This is a genomic window from Mesorhizobium sp. M00.F.Ca.ET.216.01.1.1, assembly GCF_004010325.2.
In the GTDB taxonomy this organism is placed as follows: domain Bacteria; phylum Pseudomonadota; class Alphaproteobacteria; order Rhizobiales; family Rhizobiaceae; genus Mesorhizobium.
Window position 1 is genome coordinate 24,263 of record NZ_SADR02000028.1, and the last position, 19,399, is coordinate 43,661.

The window sequence follows — 19,399 nt, forward strand, 5'->3', positions numbered from 1 at the left end:
TCTGGCGCAAGACCCGTTTGTGGGATTTCACCACCATTGCGGGTGGCGCTCGCTATGGGTCAAAATAGCGTCGGCCATGCTGTCGCGGAAAATAGTGTGGCTTCCTTCAAGCCTGCCGAGATCATGATCTTGATCCATGTCTCGCAAGATGTGCTCACGCAGGAGACGAGAGAAGCCATTAAATCGATCGATCGCAGAAAGGGATAGCAAGGCGTGATATTCGGAAATCCCCGAGCTTGATCGGTTGCACTTGTTCAGTCTTGTCGGGAAAAAACCGCAGGTTCAAATCACGGACACGCAACCACCGATACCGACATTCACTGATCTTTGCGATTTGACAATGTTTCGTGGGCCAAAATCAAAAAAGCTTCCCGCATTGTTCCGTACGGTCTCGCAGCCATTCATAAAACGCGTTGCTAGATGCCGTGGCGCCGTCGCCGAGCCAGTTCGCCTTGTCTTCCTCTGGCGACCCGCCGTGCGCGACCCGGAAGACGACATGGTGTTGGAAGCTGCCGTAAACGGACGGGCGGATGCTATAGTGACGTTCAACCTACGCGACTTCGGCAAGGTGGCCGAGCGCTTCGGTATCATGGTCCTGTCGCCGGGTGAGGCGCTGAGACAATTGGAGAGAAAGACATGAGGAGAAGCAATTTCGCACTGCGGCTTCAGCTCTCGCTTCTTGATGAGGCTCGCAAGGTGGCGGAGAGCGAGGGCGTGCCGCTCAACCAGTTCATTAATGTGGCAGTCGCTGAGAAGCTTTCGGCGCTGCGCACGGAAAGTTACTTTCAGGAACGCGCTGCCCGTGCCGACATCCCCAAGGCGCTGGACATCCTGAAGCGGGCCGGCAAAGGGAAGGCGCCGATCAAGGGCGACGAATTGCTGGAATAATACACCCTGAGGTGTGGAGCGGTATCGCTTGTGCCGGAGCCTTGCCTGCGTCCGAAGCGTCCGCCGGCCCGGAAACTGCCGGTCAAGGCTGCCGCGGGCACGCGCCGCCGCGTAGCGGCTCTGGCCTTGACGGATTGGCTTCGGTTCGGCTTCCGCTCGACAAGCAGTCAGTTTCCTCGCCAGACAGGATCTCCCCTATCGGGAAGGGCCTGGACGAGCCTTCCCGGCCGCTGCTTCGGCTTCGGAAGCGGGCGAGCCCGCTTGAAGATAGGTAAATACCCGAAACCAGAATCGGAACTCCTGTGTCCGCCCGTCACAATGCGCCGAGAAGGCGCACCAGGCGACGGCGGTTGCGGCTGTCTGTCCCCAATGGGCTTTCGCTGCCTCTGCAGCTTCAGGCACGGTCCATTTCTCCAAGGCGGCGTCGCGGTTGAAGGCGTCCAGCAGATCGGGATCGTTCGCCACCGGATGGTGAGATGCCGCAGGAGCGTCCAATGCCGCCAATCCCCTGGCGGCTGAAGGGTGACGGGAGGCAGATGCTTCGCTGCAAGTTGAAGCCGGAAGTCGGGTTGGATGGGTTTCATTGGCCGTCCTTCTTCGTCTTCAGGCGCGGAAACAGCAGCCAGCCTGCCGCCTACGGAGCTTGACACCCCGCTCGCCGTGAAAGAACTGTTCTGGCGTCATGTGCTTTCCGATGCGCACCAGATCGCTCAGCGCCGAGCGGATTTGCGGCCAGGGGAACTCGGAGCATTCCTCCCAGGCCTCGCCCTCGCGCAACACGGCATCGAGCTTGCCCGCCACACCGGCAAGTGTCGTGGCGGAGGTCGTGGAGAACGCTTCCAGCAGGCCCTCCGCCCGGTCGCCAGCCTCGCGCTCGGCCCTGAGCGCGGCGGTGTAACCGCTCTCCTCGGCAGCCGCACTCCAGCGTGCCTGATGCGCCGCGAATTCGGCTTCGGCCTTCCCGCGGAGAGCCGCCATGTCCGGCCCTTTGCCGAGCACTTCATTGAGCGCCTCGACCGAGTGGACCGTCACATCCTCCCCGTCGGGCAGGCGGACGGTCACACAGGGAAAGCCGACGCTCTCGACAAGCCTCGTCTCCAGGCTCTGCTGCCTGCGGCAAAGCCGCTCGGTCAGCTTGCGGGCTGTCTCCCACTCCCGCCAAAGCGCCAGCGCTGGGTCGGGAGGCATACTCGGTGCAGCTGCGTTGCTGGCAAGCGCAGCTTTCTCAAGCACCAAAGCGGTGGATGTGATCATCCATCCCGCAAGCACTCGCCTGCGGGTGACGTAAGGCAGAGTCATGGTATTGTCGGAATCAGCCATGATCCGAGCTCCAATCAGCTTGGGTTGTGGTCAGGCTGCTGAGGGTGGTTGCACACCAACAGCAGCCGCTTTCAAACGAAACATCGTATCAGCGGTACGATATTGAAAATGCGGCGATGGATCAACAAGAATCGTATCAAGGTTACGAAATGAATGCAGTTCAATGCAAGATGGCACGTGTTGCGTTGGGCTGGGGAACTCGAGAGCTAGCCCTAAACGCAAACGTATCTCCCGATACGATCGCGCGGTTGGAAAGAGGGGAACAGCTAAAGAATTCAACCATCGCTGCAATTCGTGCGGTCTTCGAAGTGGCCGGGATCGAATTCATTCCGGAGAACGGTGGCGGCGTTGGTGTTCGGCTGGCGCGTCGATCTGACGACGTTTAGTCTATCGTTGGCAGCAAAGAGGGTAAGTTTGACCCATCGGCACCTCCATTGTCCGCGTTGCGAATGGCAGCAACGCGCCGATCTTGGTCATTGCGCTGGCCCCTGTCATCCTCCAGCAGCGGACATCGCCGGTGTAAAAGAACCGTTCGTAACGGATGGAAGCCGGCAGGCCGAGACTGCACGCGGGCGACGGCCGAAGATGGTGGAACGTCGCCCATGACCACTGCTCGAACGGCCGATGCAGGAACGATCCGGCGCCGAGATCGCCCGCGAAACGGGCGTTGGCTCGGGAACGCTGTATCCATTGCTGATGCGGTTCGAGAAGGTGAACTGGCTGGCGAGCCAATGGGAGCAGGGCGAACCGGCCCTGCTCGGTAGGCCACGCAAGCGCCTCTACAAACTAACCGCTTTGGGACAAACGCGGGCATCTGCTGCCAAGCGCTTCAGGAGCCGATCGGGGGACTGGCATGGACGTAAAAACAATCATCCTCATAGTCATTCTCGGACTGGTGGTCAGCCTGCTCTATGATAGCTGCGGTGGACTGGCGCGTTGGCTGATCCGAACCGCCGCAGGCCGACTTGCCCGAGAAGAGCGTGAGCGCTTTCGCGAAGAGTGGATGGCGCACCTGGATGAGTGCTACGGCAAGCTGGCCATGCTTCGGCACGCTTTAGGCTGCTGGATCGCGAGCCTCGCAATGCAGATGCCGCTGCTAAGCGTGCGAACTTACATCTATCTTGCTTCGAGCGGGGCCGCCGACGTCGTGAACAGCGCACCATCCCTGGAATCTCGGGAAAGGAGGTCCGGATAATCTTTCGCGAATCGAATATCCGTTCCAATTAGATCGGCATTCTCCAGTAGCTGAAATTCGTGAAGTGGCTCAGACATAGTTGTGCCTATTAAGATTTAATTTAAGACGCATGAAAAAAGAAGGATCGAGTGTACCATTGCGCTTCCCATCCGGATGGAATGCGAAGATATCAACAAAGCTTATTGCACAGTATTCAATCTGTAAGCGGCTTTGGTAGGTCAGAGGAAAATGCGCGCTGGCGTTTCTGGAATGGTGCACTACCGCCAATCTGCCACAGGGTAGTGGCGGCTGAACAGCGCGGAGCGAAGATAAACAAGAAGCTGGAGATGGATTGGCTGCAACAAGGAAATTGCGATGACCGCCCGAAACACTACGATCAGTCTTCTGCGCGCCGCCGCGTGCGGTGCCAGCTTAACTGTGTTTCCGAAAAACCGGCAGCAGGCCGCTATATCGAACCAATCAAAATCAGCGCGATCAGCGTTCAACATTTGTCAAAATGCGGTGTTGAGAAGCGAGTCTCTACACTACCTACTTCATGGTGCTTTTCTTTGAGCTTGGCGCGGGCTAGTCTCCTTACATTCGAAGACTGAAAGAAAAGGTTCCGATGAATCGGCGCGACGTGATCGCAAACGGAACGGCGGCCATCAGTCTCGGCTTTATGCCGCATGTGCTTGCGCAGCCGACTCCGCCCGTCCGCGCGGCAGTGGTGATCGGCGTCGACAATGTTGATGGCCTGGCGAAGCTCTCGGCATCGAAGGACGCCGACAAGGTGGCGGCATGGCTCGAAAGCGAAGGGTTCGCCGTTACCAAGCTTACCGACGCTAATGGCGCACAGGTTTCGTCTGACAATGTGTTCCGAGCGGTGCGAGCGATCGTCGATAAGGCGACTTATGAGCTCCTGGTCGTCTATTTCGCCGGCCACGGTTTTGCCAGCGGCTACAGCGAATGGTGGATGTTGAGCGGTGCGCCCACGGACACTGCACAGGCGATCACGTTCGAAGGATCAGAGATACTCGCGAAGCAATGCGGCATCACCAATGTCGTCATAATCTCCGACGCGTGCCGGTCTTTGCCGACATCCGTGCAACTCTCACGCATGCAGCCTCGGTCGATGTTCCCAAATCCTTTGGGCGGCACGGGAATCACGACACAGGTCGACACGTTCAAGGCGGCGACCTTCGGGATGGCGGCGTCCGAGGCGCCGCTGATCGACCATATAGCCACCAAAGGTGGCATCTTCACAGCAACCTTCATGGATGCGTTCCGCTCGCCATGGCCCGATATGACCGCAACGATGCCGGACGGAGCCGTCGTCGTGAAGAACAGCAAGCTGAAGAAATATCTGGAGTCCGAAACGAACCGCCGGATCAAGGCGCTGCAAGGCATTACCAAGAGCCAGATTCCGGAAATCAGCGCATGGTCTGATGTCTATCTGAGCCGCGTTCTCCAATCGACCCGTTCGACGCCCGACTCCGCTGCGCTGACATCCGTGTCGCCGCAAAGCGTAGCGAAATATCAGCTGAACAAGATCGGTATCGAGCTTGGCGACACGTCGATTTTCACCACGTCGGCGGAAAACCGCATCAAGGGCAGCGAATCCTTCGCTCGTTTCGAGACGCTGAAGCAGCAGATATCCGAGGCAAAGTCGCCGGCAAGCTTCGAGACCCGTGCGGGATTGTCGGTTACCGGCATCGACGTCCACGATGTAATCGTCAATAACGCCGTCACCACTGAGGTACTGCCACTCGGCGCGTCCGTCCAGAATATCCGCGTTGCATTCTCAAACGGCCATCGGGTCGCCGATTGCATGGTTCACTTCGCCGACGACCAGGTCGCAGTGCTGCCGGTGATCCAGGATTTCATCACCAACATTCTCTATGGCGAGAATGGCATTGACAGCGTGACGTTCGTGCCGTCCGCGAACGGACCGCGCTGGTCGGAATACGAGCCGAACCAGGAACGCATCGACCTACTGCATGCGTCGGTCGCCAGCGCCTCGGCGATGGGCGCCTTCCGAATCGAAGGCGATCCGAAGACGCAGGCAGAGCGGGCTGCCAGGCTGGGCGACGAGATTCGCCTGATGAAATCGTACGATCCCACGCTCGGCATCTATGCGGCCTACGCCTATGCGCAAGCGGGGCTACAGGACAAGGTGGCATCGGTCGCAAACTTCATGAGCGGCGACCTCGACTTCGAATTCTTCGATCTCGCCATGCTTTCCCGGCGTCGACGGCCGATGTTCGACGTGTTTCCATCACTGCCGATGCTGACGCAAGGATGGGACTATCTGGCCCCCCTAGAAGTTCAGATTGCGCCTCGACTGTCCGAGCTTCGACCATTTCTGCAGCGCAGTCTCTGGACTACCCTGTCCGGCGAGGCGCGCGACACGCTGGCTGCATTCGTGCGCGACAAGCCGCCGCGATAGGGAGGTGACCATGGGGATCGACAGACGCGTGTTTCTTGCGGGGGCGGCCGCGACCGTCTCACTATTTGCGGCGCGGCCGGCCAGCGCAGCCGTCAAGCGCCTCGTTTTCGTCCACGGCCGCCAGCAGGGCGGCCTCGATCAGGTCGCGCTTCGCGACAGCTGGATCAAGAGCCTCACCGATGCGCTTACCGCGCAAAGCCTGACCCTCCCGGACGACCTGAAGATCGAGTTTCCCTATTATGGCGACGAACTCGACCGTTTCGTTGCCTTGTCGAAAGTGCCCTTGGCGACCGAGATTACGAGCCGCGGAGACGAGACGACGGACGAATTGCTGGCGTTCCAGGCCCAGATTGTTGATGAAGCCATCAAGAAGGCCGGTGTGCCAGACGAACTGGTTGACGAGGAATACGGCAACAACACAAAAGAGCGCGGACCGCTCAACTGGGAGTGGGTACAAGCGGGATTGCGAGCGCTTGACCGACACACTGGTCTCGGTGCAACGATCCTCGCCGCATTCACGCGCGATGTTTTCCTCTATCTGAAGGTCGACGACTGCCGCAAGACGATCAACGACATCGTTGCAGCCAAATTGGCATCCGAACCCACCGTCGTCGTCGCGCATTCGTTGGGTTCGGTCATCGCCTACGACCTGCTGCGCCAGCAGACCGCGACAGCGGACGTGCCGCTGCTAGTGACGCTCGGGTCGCCGCTCGGCGTTATGCAGATACGAAACGCCTTCAGGCCACTGCGCTATCCGAAGGGCGTGAAACGCTGGTTCAACGCTTATGACGAGCGGGACTATATCGCGCTCTATGCACTCGACGACAAGAATTTCGCACTGACGCCGGCGATAGAGAACTACAGCGCGGTGCAGAACCAGCCACCGACGCGGCATGCGATCCTCGATTACCTGACAAACGACAAGGTGGCGGAGCGCATATTCGGAGCTTTTTGAACGGCGGTCACCCGTCGTTATCTGCACCGTAGGCGCGTAAGAGGTGCGCTCCTTCTGACTCAAAGCCGACTTACGCAGCCTGCGACGTGAACGCCCGCCTCGCGCCTAATTGCTGCCGTTCGCTTGCTGCCGACGAACGACCGCTTTCCACACCGGTTGCGGTCATTTCATGCCGTCGCTCGGTTCGCCCGCGGGTCACTCATTGGGCTGCGTTCATCACTAACTTGACCGGCCAAGCCACCGGACAACTTCGTAAGCCAGCATAGGGCGGCGAAACCCCTTCAGCCTCAGTTCGCCAACTGGAACGGATTCGACCAATGATTCAACGGCACCAAGAACCCGTTGGCTGACGAGAATCTGGCGAGACTTGGCCTCCTCGCACAATCGAGCCGCATGGTTCGACACAGTGCCGATCACCGCATAGTCCGCGCGCTGATCGAAACCGATCCGCCCTATGGTGGCGTGGCCCCGGGCGATACCGATTCCGAAGCCAAGCAAGTAGTCCCGTTTGCGCCATCGCTCTGAATGCCCGTCAATTGCGTCACGCATCGCCGCAGCCATTGAGACAGCCCTCTCGGTGTGATCGGCACAGGGCAGCGGATCATTGAAAACAACAACGATACCGTCGCCCACGAACCGCTCCAAAGTCCCCTCGTGACGGACGATTTGTTCGCCGAGACAGGAATGGTACTCGCCAAGGACCATCATTACCTCCTCGGGCTCGGCAGTCTCGGCGAAGGCTGTAAAGCCGCGCAAGTCGCAGAAAACGACGGTCACCTCGCGACGGTGGCTTTGAAGAAGCGCGTCTCCATTGCCTGCCGCAACGACAAGGTCGGCGACCTGCGCGGGAAGAAACCGTCGGAGCCGGCCCATTCGCTCGATCTCCGCAACCTGCTCCGCCACTGTTTGTTCAAGAGAGCGATTCCATGCAGCCAATTGCGCTGCCTGATCCTCGAGGAGCCGCGTCTGGGTCTCCACGGTATCGTATAGCGCCTTCTGGCGCAGCATCGAGCGCACGCGCGCCACTAGTGCCCTGTGCTCGAACGGCTTGGTTAGATAGTCATCGCCGCCGGCATCCAATCCCTCGACCACATCTCGTGTATCGGCTTTTGCGGTGACAAGGATAACCGGGATCGATCGCAGCGAAACGTCTGCCTTAAGCGTCCGCACGACGCTTATCCCGTCGAGCTTCGGCATCATGATGTCGAGGAGGATCAGGTCCGGCTTGAGGCTGCGCACCATGGCAAGCCCCTCTTCGCCGTCCGCTGCAGTCACCACTTCGTAGCCATTCGCCTCGAGGCGCATGCGCAGGATTTCGAGATTTTCCGGCGTGTCGTCGACGGCGAGAATGCGAGGCGGATCGTGCAAGGCCCTGTCTCCTCTAGGAAAGCAACTCCCGGATCTTGGCAAGCAGCTGGCGCGGACTGAATGGCTTGGCAATGTAGCCATCGCACCCTGCAGCAAGGGCTTTCGCCTCGTCGCCTGACAATGCGTAGGAGGTGACGGCGATTATCGGAATGTGCCGGAGCGCCGGGTCAGCCTTTATGCGGCTAGCAGCTTCATACCCGTCGATCACCGGAAGCTGAATGTCCATCAGGATCAGGTCCGGCTTTTGCGCTGCGGCGGCAGCGACGCCGGCAGCACCGTCCGCGGCCTCGATCAGTTCGTATTCGGTGGTGGCGATGAGATCGCGCACGATCTGCCGGTTGTCCTCGGTGTCTTCCACCATCAGGATTCTCTTCCTCATGCTGCCTTCACATCCTCTCCCACCCGGATCGGTATCTTCATGCGGAATGTCGAGCCTGAACCCGGCGCGGACTCGACGCCTATGGTTCCACCATGCATTTCGACGATACGCTTCGAAATCGCCAGGCCGAGACCCGTGCCACCCTTCTGCCTGGTGCTGCTGTTGTCGACCTGTTGGAATTCATCGAAAATGAGCGCCTGGTCTGTGGGTGCAATGCCGGGACCCGTGTCGCGTACGATTATCTCGAAGTGCCCGTCGACCGCGTCGGCAAGGATGTCGATCGCGCCCCTCTCGGTGAACTTGACGGCATTGCCGGCAAGATTGAGCAGGACTTGGGTCAGGCGGCGTTCGTCCCCGCGGCCCAGCGGAAGGTTTTCGGCGACGGTCGCAGCGAGCGAAAGCCCTTTTGAACGCGCCAGCGGCTCCACAGCTGTAACGGTCGATCGAACAATTTGCCCAACGGTATAATCCTCGAGCGCCAGCGTGAGCTGACCCGCTTCGATCTTTGAAAGATCGAGCACGTCGTTGATGAGCCCCAAGAGATGACGGCCGTTTGCTTGCACGCGCGCCACGGTCGCCTTTGCTTTGTCCGGGAGCTCCCCGTAAATCCCGTCGACCAAAAGTTCGGTAAAGCCCAGAACCGAATTGAGCGGCGTCCTCAGCTCGTGGCTCATATTCGCGAGGAACTGAGACTTATGGCGGCTGGCCGCCTCTAGCTCCCGGCCTTTTTCTTCGATCTCGCGGAACAGCTTCGCGTTTTGAATGGCGAGCACCGATTGGGCTGCAAAGGTTTCCATCAGATGGACGATTTGCTGGTCGAATTCACCTGGGTTGCGTCGCCTGACGACGAGCGCGCCGACGATCTTGTTCGGCCTGAGCAGCGGAACCACCAGGACGCCGCGATATCCGGCGTCGAGGACGATCTTCTGAGCGGGAGAGGGCGTTCCTTCGCTGAGATCGGGTACCTGGACAGGCGCACGGCGCCGTGCGGCGACGCCAATCCCGGGATCGTTCAGCCCGATGGCCTGGTCGGAAATCGCGGCAATGAGCTCATCGGCCATCCCATAAGTCGCGCGTGAGCGGAATTGTTGTCTGGTGCTGCTGAACACATAGATAGTGCCCGCATCCGTGTCCGAGAGTTGAACCGCCTTCGCCACGATCGTCTGTAGCACCGTGTCGAGATCGAGCGTCGAATTGACCGCCTTGCTGACTTCCCCGAGCGCCTCCAGTTCGCCGACCGATCGCGCAAGCTCGGCCGTGCGCGCCTGCACCTCTTGATATAGCCGCCCCAGCTGCTCGGACGTCTGGTTGACATTGCCGGCAAGCACTCCGAGCTCGTCCCGATTGACGACGGCAACCTGCTGCGCAAAGTCGCCGGCTGCTATCTGGCGCAGACGCGTCTCGATCTTCTTGACCGGCTCGATCAACGACCAGGAGATGATGTAGCCAAGCGCCAGCGCCAGCAGAATGCTACCCACCGCAAAGGAGACCACGATCAGCCGGGAGGTGCCGTACGCCCCCTTGGTCGTTTCGATGGCGGTCACCATGTCGGCTTCGGCGATGTTGACCAACTGGTTCGTCAGCCGTTCGAGGCGGTCGGCCAATGGCATGATCTCAGCTTGCTGAACCTTGCGCGCCTCGTCCGTGCGGCCGGCGCGGATGAGCTCCACGACATGCGTCACCCCCGCCGTAAACCGGTCGTACTCTTGCCGGACCTGGCCGAGCACTGCCGCCTCACTTTCGGCCACGAACTCCATGCGGTCGAGGTCGTAGCCAAACTGGCTGAGCTGGCGCAGCGCTGCATCCAGCATCCGGTCGTCCTGAAGCAAGAGCGCGGTAGAGATGCTGTAGAGTTGGTTCGTCGTGTCGTGCTGAACTTGGCGGTAGGCTGCGATCCGGCGCTGCAGCTTGATCAACTCATTTGTTTGATCGTTGACCCCGCTCAACACCTGCAACCCGACGGCCCCGAGCACGATCAGCAGGCCGACGATCGACAGAAATGCGATCAGCAGCTTGGTCTGCACGCGCGCCGGCAGCCGCGCAACCCAGCCCACCAGCCGGTTTGTGATGTTATTTGGATTCGTCCAAGAGGCTGAGAAGGTCACCCCGGAACTCCTCCAAGTCGAACCGGACGCCGAGATACTGTACGCGCAAGGTGCCAGTCGGGTCTATGAGCGACGTCAGGAATGTGTGATCGACGTCTCCCTTCGCCACCTTCCTCGCGAAGATGCCGTACTTGCGTCCGACCTCACGGATGATCGTCGGATCGCCGGTGAGAAACGCCCAACCGTCCAGATCAGCGCCGAAGTCCTGTGCATATTGCTTCAGCACTTCGGGCGTATCGTGCTCCGGATCGACGGTGATCGAAACGAAGGCAACACTGGGCCCGAACGCAGAACCTAGCTTGTCCTGCACGTGCGCCATGTTGGCGGTCAGCATCGGGCAGAGGTCGGGACAATAAGTGTAGATGAAGGTGACGGCGATCACCTTGCCGCGAAAGTCGTGGAGCGACACGGGCGCTCCATCCTGCGACGTCAGCGTAAAATCGGGGGCCGGTCCGATCCTCGGCAGGCGCTGGTCGTGCGGCGCGTCGTGCGCGTGCGCTGGCCAGGGAACAAGCAGCGCCAACAGCAGAGCGCCGGCCAGCCACCTGCTCATATCTTCAACTCGCGCTTCAGTTCGTTGAGGAAACGCCAGTCGGTGCCCTGGGCCAGGAGCTTCTGGGGGGTGCTCTTGAGCATCCCGACCTCGTGTAGGCGCAGGGCGTAGAAGCGCAGGGTGTCCTCCGCGCTATACTCGCGCCAACCGTAGGGGATCGCCTTCATGACTTGGAGGGCATGGTCATAGCGCTTAGTATAGCCCTGGTCCACCATGAACTGCGCGGACCGCTCGGGCTCGCTGGCGCAGAAATCCGCCGCTTTCAAGATGGCGCGGAGGGCGCGTTTGGTGGCCACCGGATACTTGCGGACGAACTCCCGGTTCCCAGCCAGCATGCAGCAGAAGTATTGCGACCAGGGCCGGTCCACGGTGCTGCTAATCACCACATGGCCGATCTGCTGCTCCCGCATCTCCTGCGGTTCGGGGGGAAAGCCTAGGTAGGCATCGATCTTCCCCTCACTTAGGAGCCGGATGGACTCGGGTCCCGGATGCGTGACGAAGTTTATGTCCTTACGGAGGTCCAGGCCCACATACGCCGTCATAGCGGCGAGAAAGTCGTATCGGCTGGAATCTAGCGTCGGCACGGCCACGGTCTTCCCCTTGAGGTCACGGATCGACTGGACGCGATCGGTCCCGAACAGCTCAAAGCAGCCGACGTGGAGTCCTGCCAGGATGACGATGGGATCCCCCGCCTCCAAGCGGAGAAGGAGCGGGGCGGCGAAATGCCCATTGAGGTCAGCTTCACCGGAGGCGAGGGCCGTGTCGATGTCTGCGGTCCCCCTTTTTTGGAGGTAGTGCACCTCGGTGAACCCTTCGCTGCGCAGCAGTTCTTCGGCTACATACTGGGGGGCCTGACAGATGCTGGGAATCCGGACGAGCCGGATCCGCGTCGTCTCAGGCGGTGGCTCCGCAGCGGCGGCTCGCCTGGGGTGCCACCCCAGTAGCCCCGCTGTCCCCGCCAGCGTTATCCCACGCAGGAACCTCCGTCGGCTGAACCGTCCGGGGTATAGGGTATGCATGGGAACCTCCCTTCCAAATGCTGGCCAGTGTGACACCGAGAACGCTGACCGGTGGATGCTGTGTTGTGCACAAGCCCGAGCGTCGGCCATGCCAGCCTGGCGATCTCCAGGCCATATATTTACCAGTTGCTCACGTCTTCAACTCGCGCTTCAGCTCGTTGAGGAAGCGCCAGTCCGTGCCCTCGGCGATGATCGTCTGTGGGCTTGACTTGATCATGCCGGCTTCATGTAGGCGCAGGGCGTAAAACCGTACGGTGTCCTCGGGCTCGTATTCGCGCCACTTGCCATAAGGCACGTCATTCATCGTCTGCAGGGCATAGTCATAGTTGGCGGTGAACCCGTTATCGACGATCTGTTGCGCGACGCGCCGTGGCTCGGTGACACAAAGGTCCGCCGCTCTGAGAATGGCGCGCAATACGCGCTTGGTGGCAGCCGGATTGTTCTGAACGAATTCCGCATTGCCCGCCAGCATGCAGCAGAAGTACTGCGACCAGGGACGATCGATAGCACTATTTACGACCACATGGCCGATGTTGCGGGCGCGCAGCTCCTGAGGCTCGGGCGGAAAGCCGAGGAACGCATCGACCTTTCCTTCGACGAAAAGCTCCATGGGCTTTGCGGAGGGACTGGAGACCCAGCTGATGTCCTTGTCGGGATCGAGCCCGACATAAGCTGCCATGCTGGTCACGAACACATGCGGGGTTGATCCCAGTCCTTGTATGCCGACACTCTTGCCCTTCAGGTCTGTGATGCTGCGGATATTCTCTTTTCCGAAGAGTTCAAAGCAACCGGGGTGCACGCCCGCCAGCACCGTGATCGGATCACCGGCATCGATCGCAAGGGCGAGTGGTGCGGCGAAATTCAGACTGAAATCCACCTCGCCGCGCGCGATCTTCTCCGATTGCCCGACGCCTGCTTCCGCCGCAACATAACGGACGTCGGTGAAGCCCTCTGCGCGCAGCAGTTCCTCTGCTACGTACTGCGGCGCAATGCAGATGCCACTGATCTTTGCAAGGCGGATGGAGGTGGTCTCAGGCGGGGGCTCGGCCCGGGCGCTTGTCGCTCTGCCGAGAAGGCCCGCGAGACCAGTTGCCGCAGCGCCGGCTAAGAAATGGCGGCGATTCTGAATCTGCATCGGATGCTGCTCTCCCACAAGCTGCAAACAGATTGCAGTCGGAACCGAACAAAAGAGGTTCCGGCAGAAGCGGATAGTCTCGTGAGCGCGCCGAGTAGTCAAAGCGCGCCCAGTCCAGATGTGGGAGTCTTACGCTCTCAGTCGCCGGACCAGGAATGTCCCAACCTGCGATAAGCAAATATACTCCTGATTTGCATTTGGAGCGAGGGTAAAGCTCAATCGCCGCCAAAACACAACCTAGAGCAGCGGGGCCGTTTTTGAGTTCACATTCTACCTGAGCCACGCGAACACAGATCGCCACATCGGCTGCCCCGCAGCCTCCGGCACCCGAACGTCCGCCGTACTCTTTTTCGGACCTTCGACAGCGTGTCGACGATCGTCTGCATCGGGTCATGGGTTTGAATTCGACCGCCGTCGAACGAACTTCTGTTTTGGCTGTGGAATGTTGCCCTTCGCCTCGTCAATTGGAACGAGCAAGTTGCGCCATTTGCTGACATTCATGGCGCTTCTCCATTGCGGTCGTTCGCGCTACGACCTGATGCGGACCCGAAGCGGAAGTTCGTTTGATCCGGTCAAACTCAACGCGCCAACCGACCACGTGCGCCGTTTGCTGACATTGCCGCCGCTTCCCGGAAGAATAATCGCGGTGCTCAATCTCGTCCTGGTCGGACCTGCCTATTTCGGCGCGGCGGCTGCGGTTTCGCCCGGCGGCATGATCCGGAACATGAAGCTCGACACTTTTTCCCCGGGTTTGAACGGCTCGGGAACCTCGTTATCGACCGACTTCACACTTTGAAGGAATGCCGCGATCGCCATGGCGTCGTCCGCGGTGAGATGCGCAAAGGCGTGCCAAGGCATGATTTTTGCCATGAGCTCCCAAAACTGCAAGGGACGCTTCCGACTCGCAGCGGCAGCACGTCGCGGTATCGGCGCAGCGCCGACGCTGACAAGGAACAAAACACCGTATTTCTAGACTTAAACCAGATCCGCGCCGTTCTTTAATCGGGCGAGGCGGCTTTCGCCATCCTCCGCGCCGAAGCAGGCGTCGAAATCATTGCATTCCCGGCAACTTGGTGCTGTGCACAGCGAAAATCCTTCGGCCTCGCAAAGTTTGCGATAAAAATATTTCTTCCATTTCATATTGTTCGTGTTGCCGGCCGCAAGCGTTGGAAAATGGGTGGCAAGCAGGCGGTTGAGCTCGCCGCGGCTAAAAAGTCCGAGATCCTGCCACAGATGATCGCTGCGCATAGCGCGCCGGGCTATGATCTTGGCGAAACGGGCGCTTGTTGCATCGCTCGGCCGGGCATGGCCAAGCAACAGGTCGCGCAGCAGCTCCTCCTCCATGTCCAGCTCGGGCTCGGGCGCCTCATCGACTACGAGGGCCTTGAACCGGGCAAGGGGAAAACTGTGGATCAGCACGTTGCGCAACTCGGCGCACGAAAGGCCGATGGCCTCCGTCGCCGTCGTCTCGCCTGCCTCGATCTCGTCGAGGGCGCGCGACAGAACGCAGGCAAGCACATGCTGGTCAAAACCCGTCTCCGCGTTGATCGATGGCCATTGGCCGGCGGCGAGACTGGTGTAGTGATACGCGAACACTGGACGCTGAACCTCCATAGGTCAAATCATGCCGCGATCCTGTCCGCCGCGATGTGAGTCTGGCAATTCTTCGGGCAGACGCGGGCGCAAGCGCCGCAGCCGACGCAGCCGCCGGCATGGTCGACGACCATGATCATGCGGTTGAGTTCGCCATCGAAGTCGTCGTCCTCTTGGCAGATGCCAAGGACATCGCCTTCATCGTCGACGCCGTAAAGGTGCATCACGCCGCGCGAGCAGACCTTGAAGCAGCGGCCGCAGCCGATGCAGGTCGCCCCGTCGATCGCGGTCAAGTATTCCGGTATCCAGGCTGAGCCGTCGCGCGTCTGGAAAGCACGCGTCATGCGGGATTCTCCAACGTAGCGAGCTCTTTCCTTGCGGCGTCGAGTTCGGCAAAGACGTCGAATGTCTTCTCGGCCACAGCTTTGATCTCGGTCCAGTTCACGGGAAGATCTTCGGCAAGGTCGTGCAGTTCCATCTTCGCATTGCCCGCTCGTGATTGCAGCTTGCGGACTTTTTTCTGCAGGTCTTCGAGGCCTGACATCTCCTGGCTCCTTTGGATCGCTAAGCCCGCGCCACGTCGAGATGAGCTTCGATCGCCGCGACTGCATCATCAACCAGTTTCGCGCCGGCATCGGCAAGCTTTTGAAACGTCTCGAAGCCGAAGCGATGGACATCGCGCAGCGATTTGGCGAGTACGACCAAGCGACCGGCCGTGAGTATCACCCGGCCGAAGCCCTCATGGCTTATCTTCATCATCGGTGAAGCCATGAGGCCGGAGCGTTCGTCGATCGCAAGCCCGACGGCGGCGTAGAAGATGTCGAGCCGCCACAGCACGTCCGGATCGGGATCGCCGATGATCGGAATTTCGCGTCGTTGTCCCTTGGTCACGATGAAGTCGGCCAGCAGTTCGGCGTCGGATTTGCCTTCCCAGGAACCATAAGAATCCTGGGCGCGCATCAACCGCACGAGGCATTTGACGAAGGGGGTGGAAAGCGCCGCCTCGTCGTCGATTACAACGGCATCGATAGCGGTGGCATTGGGCATGATCGCGTTCTCCTTAATCCTCGTCCTCGAAAGACGGTTTCTTTGCAGTGACGCCTGCCTCGGCAAGCACCTTGCGCAGCCAAGGTGGCGGGGCGGTCCTGAGCATCGTCTGGGTGCGGGAAAGCACTGCTTCAATCGATTGAGCCTGCGGCACCTTGATCGGGTGGATTTTTGCCGAGACAAGCTTGGCAGCGGAGGGTCCGCCGATGGCCAGGCAGAACAGGAGATGGCAGCCGTTCAGCGCTTCCACTTTCGGGCTGATGCGATCGTCACCCTCGGACCTGTGTTTACCGCTCTCATCGGAGACGTCGCCGAAGACTGCAGCCTCGACGAAGCGCCAATCATCGGGCGTCACATCATAGACGGCAAAACGCTTCGCCGATCCGAAATGCGCGTTGAGGCCCTTCATATCCTGGGTGGCGATGGCCACCCGCAGCGCGCCGGCCTGGCGCTCCGGAGCTGGTGATTGAATGTCGTCAGTGACGAGTGACAGGCGGCGTATGGCGGTCATCAGGCATTTCCCGGTTACGAAAGGGGTCGAGCGCCTCCGGCGTCGGCATGTTCTGGCTGGCTTGAAAAATGTTGGCGACTTCGAAGATGAGGTCGCGTGTTCCCTCATAGAGGATGGTGGGTTTGTGCTGACTGCCGAGCCGATCGAAGATCGGGAAACCGACGCGCATCAGCGGAATCCCGAGGCGCTCGGCTGCCTGGCGCCCATGGGAATGGGTAACGAGAAGATCGGTGCCTGCGGCAAGGCCTTCCAGGTCGCCGAGGTCGCCGACCTGAACCGTCTCCGCCGGCACTTTCTCAAGGATTTTCGATATGCCGGTCGTGGTGACGGCCGCAGCGATTTCCGCGCCCATGCCGCTGAAGAAGGTGGCAAGCTGGTAAAGCTGGTCCGGTTCGGCGGCGATCGCTATTTTCTTGCCCGCGAAATGGAAATGCCCGTCGAGCAGCGCGTCCTGCAGCTGCGCGCGTCGGCGGCGGACTTTTGCAGGCGCCGGTACGCCCGAAATTGCCGAGAGCAGCGAAACGAAGCGGTCGATAGCCTTCAATCCCGTCAGGGACCGGAACAGCACGTAGGGCACGCCGGTCAGCTTCTGCAGCGCCTCCGCCGGGCGACGCATGTGCTCGCCGATGGCGATACACTGCACGGCAGTGCCAAGATCGCGGATATCGTCGATCCTCGTTCCACCGTATGTGGTGGGGATCCAACGATCCGGGACGGTGCCATCGAGCGCGCCGGAGACGTCCGGCAGGATCACCGGGTCCAGGCCGAAGCTTTCCACCATCTCACGCAGATGCTCCATGTCGGCAACCGTGAGGTTCCAGCCGGGTAGGATCGCGATCTTCTTGCGCTCACGCGCCTGCTCTCCCGGACGCGTGATCCCTTCTATCATCGCGGTGACGGCCTTGGCCCATCCCTCCTCGATCGCGCCATCGAAATCCGGCGTGTTGGCGAGCACGACCTCCGTGCCCGCGAGTTCTTCCGAGCGCTTCGCCCTGATGTTGGCTATGTCGCTGGCGAAGTCCTCGCCACGAGTTTCCACCAGTGCGGTCGTGCAGACGCCGATCAGCTTCGGATTGGTGCGGCTTTTCAGGTTGAGGATGGCCTCTTCCAGATGGTCAGCACCGCCGAGGATCGTCGCGACTTCGTCCATTGCCGTCGTTTGAAGCGGGATCGTCTCCTTGAAATGACGCACGAAAAGAACCAGCGCGAAGCTGGTGCAGCCTTGGCTGCCGTGAAAGAGCGGCATGGTGCCGTCGACGCCGAGAAAGGCGAAGGCGGCACCCAGCGGTTGCGATGACTTCAGCGGATTGACCGCCGCGGACTTGGTTTGGGAAAGGATGCGGACCACGAGCGCTTCTCCCTCAACATTCGCCGAAATCGTCCACCGTCGCGCCGGCGAACTTCTTGAAGCCATGGACGGTAGCTATCTCGGCGGCGGCTCCAGCCTCCGCACGCATCGTTTCGTTAGCGGCACGCTCCCACGGCGCCGGCTCACGCACCTGGCTCCAGATCGGATTGTGGATGGCGAGGTCGATCTGGCGCACCAGTTCCACCATGCCGTCATAGCCAGCATAGGGGCGGTGGCGCTCCTGGTTGATGTCGAGCCAAGGCATCTTGGCCTTCAGCGCGATGAATTGCGTGCGCCCGCCCGACAGCATGATGTCGGCCTTGTGTTCGCAAAGCATCGCGTAGAGCTCGCGCGGCGCCATGGATTCGAACATGTGGTTCTCATCCTTGAGAATCTGCTTGATCCGCTCCTTGTCCTCGACCGTCGATTTCTTGACCGACGTGCCGACAATCTCAATACCGACTTCCATCAGCGCGTGGACGACCGACCAGGATTTGACGCCGCCGGTGTTGAGCAGCACGCGTTTGCCTTCAAGCCGCGGTCGATAGGCCTGCAGCTTCTGCCAGGCGATCGCCTCCTCTTCCGCAATCAGCGCTTCGGTGCGGCCAAGAAGTTCCGGACTGGCGCCCTTTTTCACCAACAGCTCAGCAATCTGCCGGAGCGCCTCGGAGCTGTCGGTGATGCCGTATAAGGAGCCTTCAAAGAACGGAATGTCCCAGCGCTCCTCCATCTTGCGGGCGAGATTGATGAGCGCCGTCGAGCACACCATCATGGTAGCCTTGGCGCGGTGCGCCGAGGCAATATCGAGATAGCGCGCGTCGCCGGGAATACAGGCGCGGACGCGGATGCCGAGCCGGTCGAGCAGCGGCTTCACCAGCCAGAACTCCCCGGAGAGATTGAACTCGCCGAGTATGTTGATGTCGTAGGGACCAATGTCATCTGGCTCCACCGTGCCGATGACGTGGTCGAGCAGCGCCTCGCCGGCAAGCTTGTTACCGAGGTTTTTCGAACCGACGAAGCCCGGCGCGTTGACCGGCACCACCGGCAGGCCGAATTTCTCCGCGGCGCGCTTGCAGACAGCCTCGATATCGTCGCCGATCAACGCCGTCACGCAGGTCGAATAGACGAAGATCGCAGGCGGCGCGTAAGCGTCCTTGATTTCCCGGATCGCCTTGAAGAGCTTTCTTTCCCCCTGCCCCATCACGACGTCGAGCTCGGTGAGATCGGTGGTGAAGCTCGTGCGCCACAGCGAAGGTCCGGACGAGGCGGCGCCGCGATTGTCCCAGCTGTTGCCTTCGCAGGCAAGCGGAGCATGGATGAGATGGGCGACGTCCGTGATCGGCTGTAGCACGATCTTGGCGCCGTCGAAGGCGCAGCCGCCCGCGGCCGCCCCCGGGGTCAACGGCTTGGAGCAGCCCTTTTTGCGCACCTTCGCCTCCTTCGACCGGTTCTTGTCGCAGCCCGGTTCATCGAAGACATCCTGGATCTTGGCGTTGAGCGAGGACACTGTGCGTTCTCCACCGTCCGAATCTTGCATGCGGGAAGAGCCGACCCCCTT

At 60.5% G+C, this 19,399-nt stretch carries 20 protein-coding genes and 1 pseudogene; 6 read left to right on the forward strand and 15 right to left on the reverse strand.

Features of this window, described 5'->3' with window-relative positions; genetic code table 11:
- Nucleotides 1-250 precede the first annotated feature (250 nt).
- Both EN859_RS28600 and EN859_RS28605 read left to right on the forward strand, forming a co-directional pair.
- Entirely contained in the window at nucleotides 251-640 is a 390-nt protein-coding gene (locus tag EN859_RS28600; protein WP_245525750.1) for a PIN domain-containing protein, read from the forward strand.
- Nucleotides 637-888 (forward strand): hypothetical protein, encoded by a 252-nt coding sequence (locus EN859_RS28605; RefSeq protein WP_127856727.1) that lies wholly within the window; start codon nucleotides 637-639, stop codon nucleotides 886-888. The genes EN859_RS28600 and EN859_RS28605 overlap by 4 nt, the downstream gene beginning before the upstream one ends.
- Before the next feature lie 603 nt (nucleotides 889-1,491).
- Here the strand turns inward: EN859_RS28605 and EN859_RS28615 are convergent.
- Nucleotides 1,492-2,208, reverse strand: a complete 717-nt coding sequence (locus EN859_RS28615; RefSeq protein WP_189502300.1) for a hypothetical protein — start codon at nucleotides 2,206-2,208, stop codon at nucleotides 1,492-1,494.
- Between the two features lie 149 nt (nucleotides 2,209-2,357).
- On the opposite strand from EN859_RS28615, the gene EN859_RS28620 reads away from it, so the two are divergent.
- The 4 genes from EN859_RS28620 to EN859_RS28645 all read left to right on the forward strand — a co-directional run bounded on the left by EN859_RS28620 (nucleotide 2,358) and on the right by EN859_RS28645 (nucleotide 6,783).
- Nucleotides 2,358-2,594, forward strand: coding sequence for a helix-turn-helix transcriptional regulator (locus EN859_RS28620; RefSeq protein ID WP_189502313.1), 237 nt, complete (start codon nucleotides 2,358-2,360; stop codon nucleotides 2,592-2,594).
- Between the two features lie 467 nt (nucleotides 2,595-3,061).
- Nucleotides 3,062-3,403, forward strand: a complete 342-nt coding sequence (locus EN859_RS28630) for a hypothetical protein (protein WP_127856730.1) — start codon at nucleotides 3,062-3,064, stop codon at nucleotides 3,401-3,403.
- 604 nt (nucleotides 3,404-4,007) lie between these two features.
- The gene (locus EN859_RS28640; RefSeq protein ID WP_127856732.1) at nucleotides 4,008-5,828 is read left to right on the forward strand and encodes a caspase family protein; all 1,821 of its coding nucleotides are present in this window, start codon (nucleotides 4,008-4,010) and stop codon (nucleotides 5,826-5,828) included.
- A gap of 10 nt (nucleotides 5,829-5,838) precedes the next feature.
- Nucleotides 5,839-6,783, forward strand: coding sequence for a hypothetical protein (locus tag EN859_RS28645; protein WP_127856733.1), 945 nt, complete (start codon nucleotides 5,839-5,841; stop codon nucleotides 6,781-6,783).
- A 219-nt stretch (nucleotides 6,784-7,002) separates the two neighbouring features.
- Here EN859_RS28645 and EN859_RS28650 read toward each other — a convergent pair whose 3' ends face one another.
- The 14 genes and pseudogenes from EN859_RS28650 to nifE form a co-directional block, all read right to left on the reverse strand.
- Entirely contained in the window at nucleotides 7,003-8,151 is a 1,149-nt protein-coding gene (locus EN859_RS28650; RefSeq protein WP_127856734.1) for a response regulator, read from the reverse strand.
- Nucleotides 8,152-8,164: 13 nt separating this feature from the next.
- Nucleotides 8,165-8,530, reverse strand: a complete 366-nt coding sequence (locus tag EN859_RS28655; RefSeq protein WP_127856735.1) for a response regulator — start codon at nucleotides 8,528-8,530, stop codon at nucleotides 8,165-8,167.
- Nucleotides 8,527-10,635: an ATP-binding protein gene (locus tag EN859_RS28660; protein WP_127856736.1), complete on the reverse strand. Its 2,109-nt coding sequence runs from the start codon at nucleotides 10,633-10,635 to the stop codon at nucleotides 8,527-8,529. The genes EN859_RS28655 and EN859_RS28660 overlap by 4 nt, the downstream gene beginning before the upstream one ends.
- Nucleotides 10,601-11,158 (reverse strand): SCO family protein, encoded by a 558-nt coding sequence (locus EN859_RS28665; protein WP_189502303.1) that lies wholly within the window; start codon nucleotides 11,156-11,158, stop codon nucleotides 10,601-10,603. The genes EN859_RS28660 and EN859_RS28665 overlap by 35 nt, the downstream gene beginning before the upstream one ends.
- 26 nt (nucleotides 11,159-11,184) lie before the next feature.
- Nucleotides 11,185-12,207, reverse strand: a complete 1,023-nt coding sequence (locus EN859_RS28670; protein ID WP_245525751.1) for an ABC transporter substrate-binding protein — start codon at nucleotides 12,205-12,207, stop codon at nucleotides 11,185-11,187.
- 130 nt (nucleotides 12,208-12,337) lie between these two features.
- Entirely contained in the window at nucleotides 12,338-13,342 is a 1,005-nt protein-coding gene (locus EN859_RS28675) for an ABC transporter substrate-binding protein (RefSeq protein WP_127856738.1), read from the reverse strand.
- Between the two features lie 675 nt (nucleotides 13,343-14,017).
- Nucleotides 14,018-14,215 (reverse strand): annotated as a pseudogene (locus tag EN859_RS28680) (cytochrome c); the annotation flags it as partial.
- A gap of 102 nt (nucleotides 14,216-14,317) precedes the next feature.
- Entirely contained in the window at nucleotides 14,318-14,956 is a 639-nt protein-coding gene (locus EN859_RS28685; protein ID WP_127856395.1) for a nitrogen fixation protein NifQ, read from the reverse strand.
- Between the two features lie 8 nt (nucleotides 14,957-14,964).
- Complete coding sequence (fdxB, locus tag EN859_RS28690; protein ID WP_127856394.1) at nucleotides 14,965-15,279, reverse strand: ferredoxin III, nif-specific; 315 nt, start codon at nucleotides 15,277-15,279, stop codon at nucleotides 14,965-14,967.
- Entirely contained in the window at nucleotides 15,276-15,479 is a 204-nt protein-coding gene (locus tag EN859_RS28695; RefSeq protein ID WP_127856393.1) for a CCE_0567 family metalloprotein, read from the reverse strand. The genes fdxB and EN859_RS28695 overlap by 4 nt, the downstream gene beginning before the upstream one ends.
- 20 nt (nucleotides 15,480-15,499) lie before the next feature.
- Nucleotides 15,500-15,982: a NifX-associated nitrogen fixation protein gene (locus EN859_RS28700; RefSeq protein ID WP_127856392.1), complete on the reverse strand. Its 483-nt coding sequence runs from the start codon at nucleotides 15,980-15,982 to the stop codon at nucleotides 15,500-15,502.
- A 13-nt stretch (nucleotides 15,983-15,995) separates the two neighbouring features.
- Nucleotides 15,996-16,493: a nitrogen fixation protein NifX gene (gene nifX, locus EN859_RS28705; protein WP_189502305.1), complete on the reverse strand. Its 498-nt coding sequence runs from the start codon at nucleotides 16,491-16,493 to the stop codon at nucleotides 15,996-15,998.
- Nucleotides 16,459-17,841: a nitrogenase iron-molybdenum cofactor biosynthesis protein NifN gene (nifN, locus tag EN859_RS28710; RefSeq protein ID WP_127856391.1), complete on the reverse strand. Its 1,383-nt coding sequence runs from the start codon at nucleotides 17,839-17,841 to the stop codon at nucleotides 16,459-16,461. The genes nifX and nifN overlap by 35 nt, the downstream gene beginning before the upstream one ends.
- Before the next feature lie 13 nt (nucleotides 17,842-17,854).
- Nucleotides 17,855-19,348: a nitrogenase iron-molybdenum cofactor biosynthesis protein NifE gene (gene nifE / locus EN859_RS28715; RefSeq protein WP_127856390.1), complete on the reverse strand. Its 1,494-nt coding sequence runs from the start codon at nucleotides 19,346-19,348 to the stop codon at nucleotides 17,855-17,857.
- Between the last annotated feature and the right edge of the window lie 51 nt (nucleotides 19,349-19,399).

Coding starts and splice junctions, on each gene's coding strand:
- EN859_RS28685 (WP_127856395.1), bottom strand. CDS start 14,956: ATGGAGGTTCAGCGTCCAGTGTTCGCGTATCACTACACCAGTCTCGCC.
- fdxB (WP_127856394.1), bottom strand. CDS start 15,279: ATGACGCGTGCTTTCCAGACGCGCGACGGCTCAGCCTGGATACCGGAA.
- EN859_RS28645 (WP_127856733.1), top strand. CDS start 5,839: ATGGGGATCGACAGACGCGTGTTTCTTGCGGGGGCGGCCGCGACCGTC.
- EN859_RS28670 (WP_245525751.1), bottom strand. CDS start 12,207: ATGCATACCCTATACCCCGGACGGTTCAGCCGACGGAGGTTCCTGCGT.
- EN859_RS28700 (WP_127856392.1), bottom strand. CDS start 15,982: ATGCCCAATGCCACCGCTATCGATGCCGTTGTAATCGACGACGAGGCG.
- EN859_RS28675 (WP_127856738.1), bottom strand. CDS start 13,342: ATGCAGATTCAGAATCGCCGCCATTTCTTAGCCGGCGCTGCGGCAACT.
- EN859_RS28615 (WP_189502300.1), bottom strand. CDS start 2,208: ATGGCTGATTCCGACAATACCATGACTCTGCCTTACGTCACCCGCAGG.
- nifX (WP_189502305.1), bottom strand. CDS start 16,493: ATGACCGCCATACGCCGCCTGTCACTCGTCACTGACGACATTCAATCA.
- EN859_RS28620 (WP_189502313.1), top strand. CDS start 2,358: ATGAATGCAGTTCAATGCAAGATGGCACGTGTTGCGTTGGGCTGGGGA.
- EN859_RS28695 (WP_127856393.1), bottom strand. CDS start 15,479: ATGTCAGGCCTCGAAGACCTGCAGAAAAAAGTCCGCAAGCTGCAATCA.
- EN859_RS28640 (WP_127856732.1), top strand. CDS start 4,008: ATGAATCGGCGCGACGTGATCGCAAACGGAACGGCGGCCATCAGTCTC.
- EN859_RS28630 (WP_127856730.1), top strand. CDS start 3,062: ATGGACGTAAAAACAATCATCCTCATAGTCATTCTCGGACTGGTGGTC.
- EN859_RS28655 (WP_127856735.1), bottom strand. CDS start 8,530: ATGAGGAAGAGAATCCTGATGGTGGAAGACACCGAGGACAACCGGCAG.
- EN859_RS28605 (WP_127856727.1), top strand. CDS start 637: ATGAGGAGAAGCAATTTCGCACTGCGGCTTCAGCTCTCGCTTCTTGAT.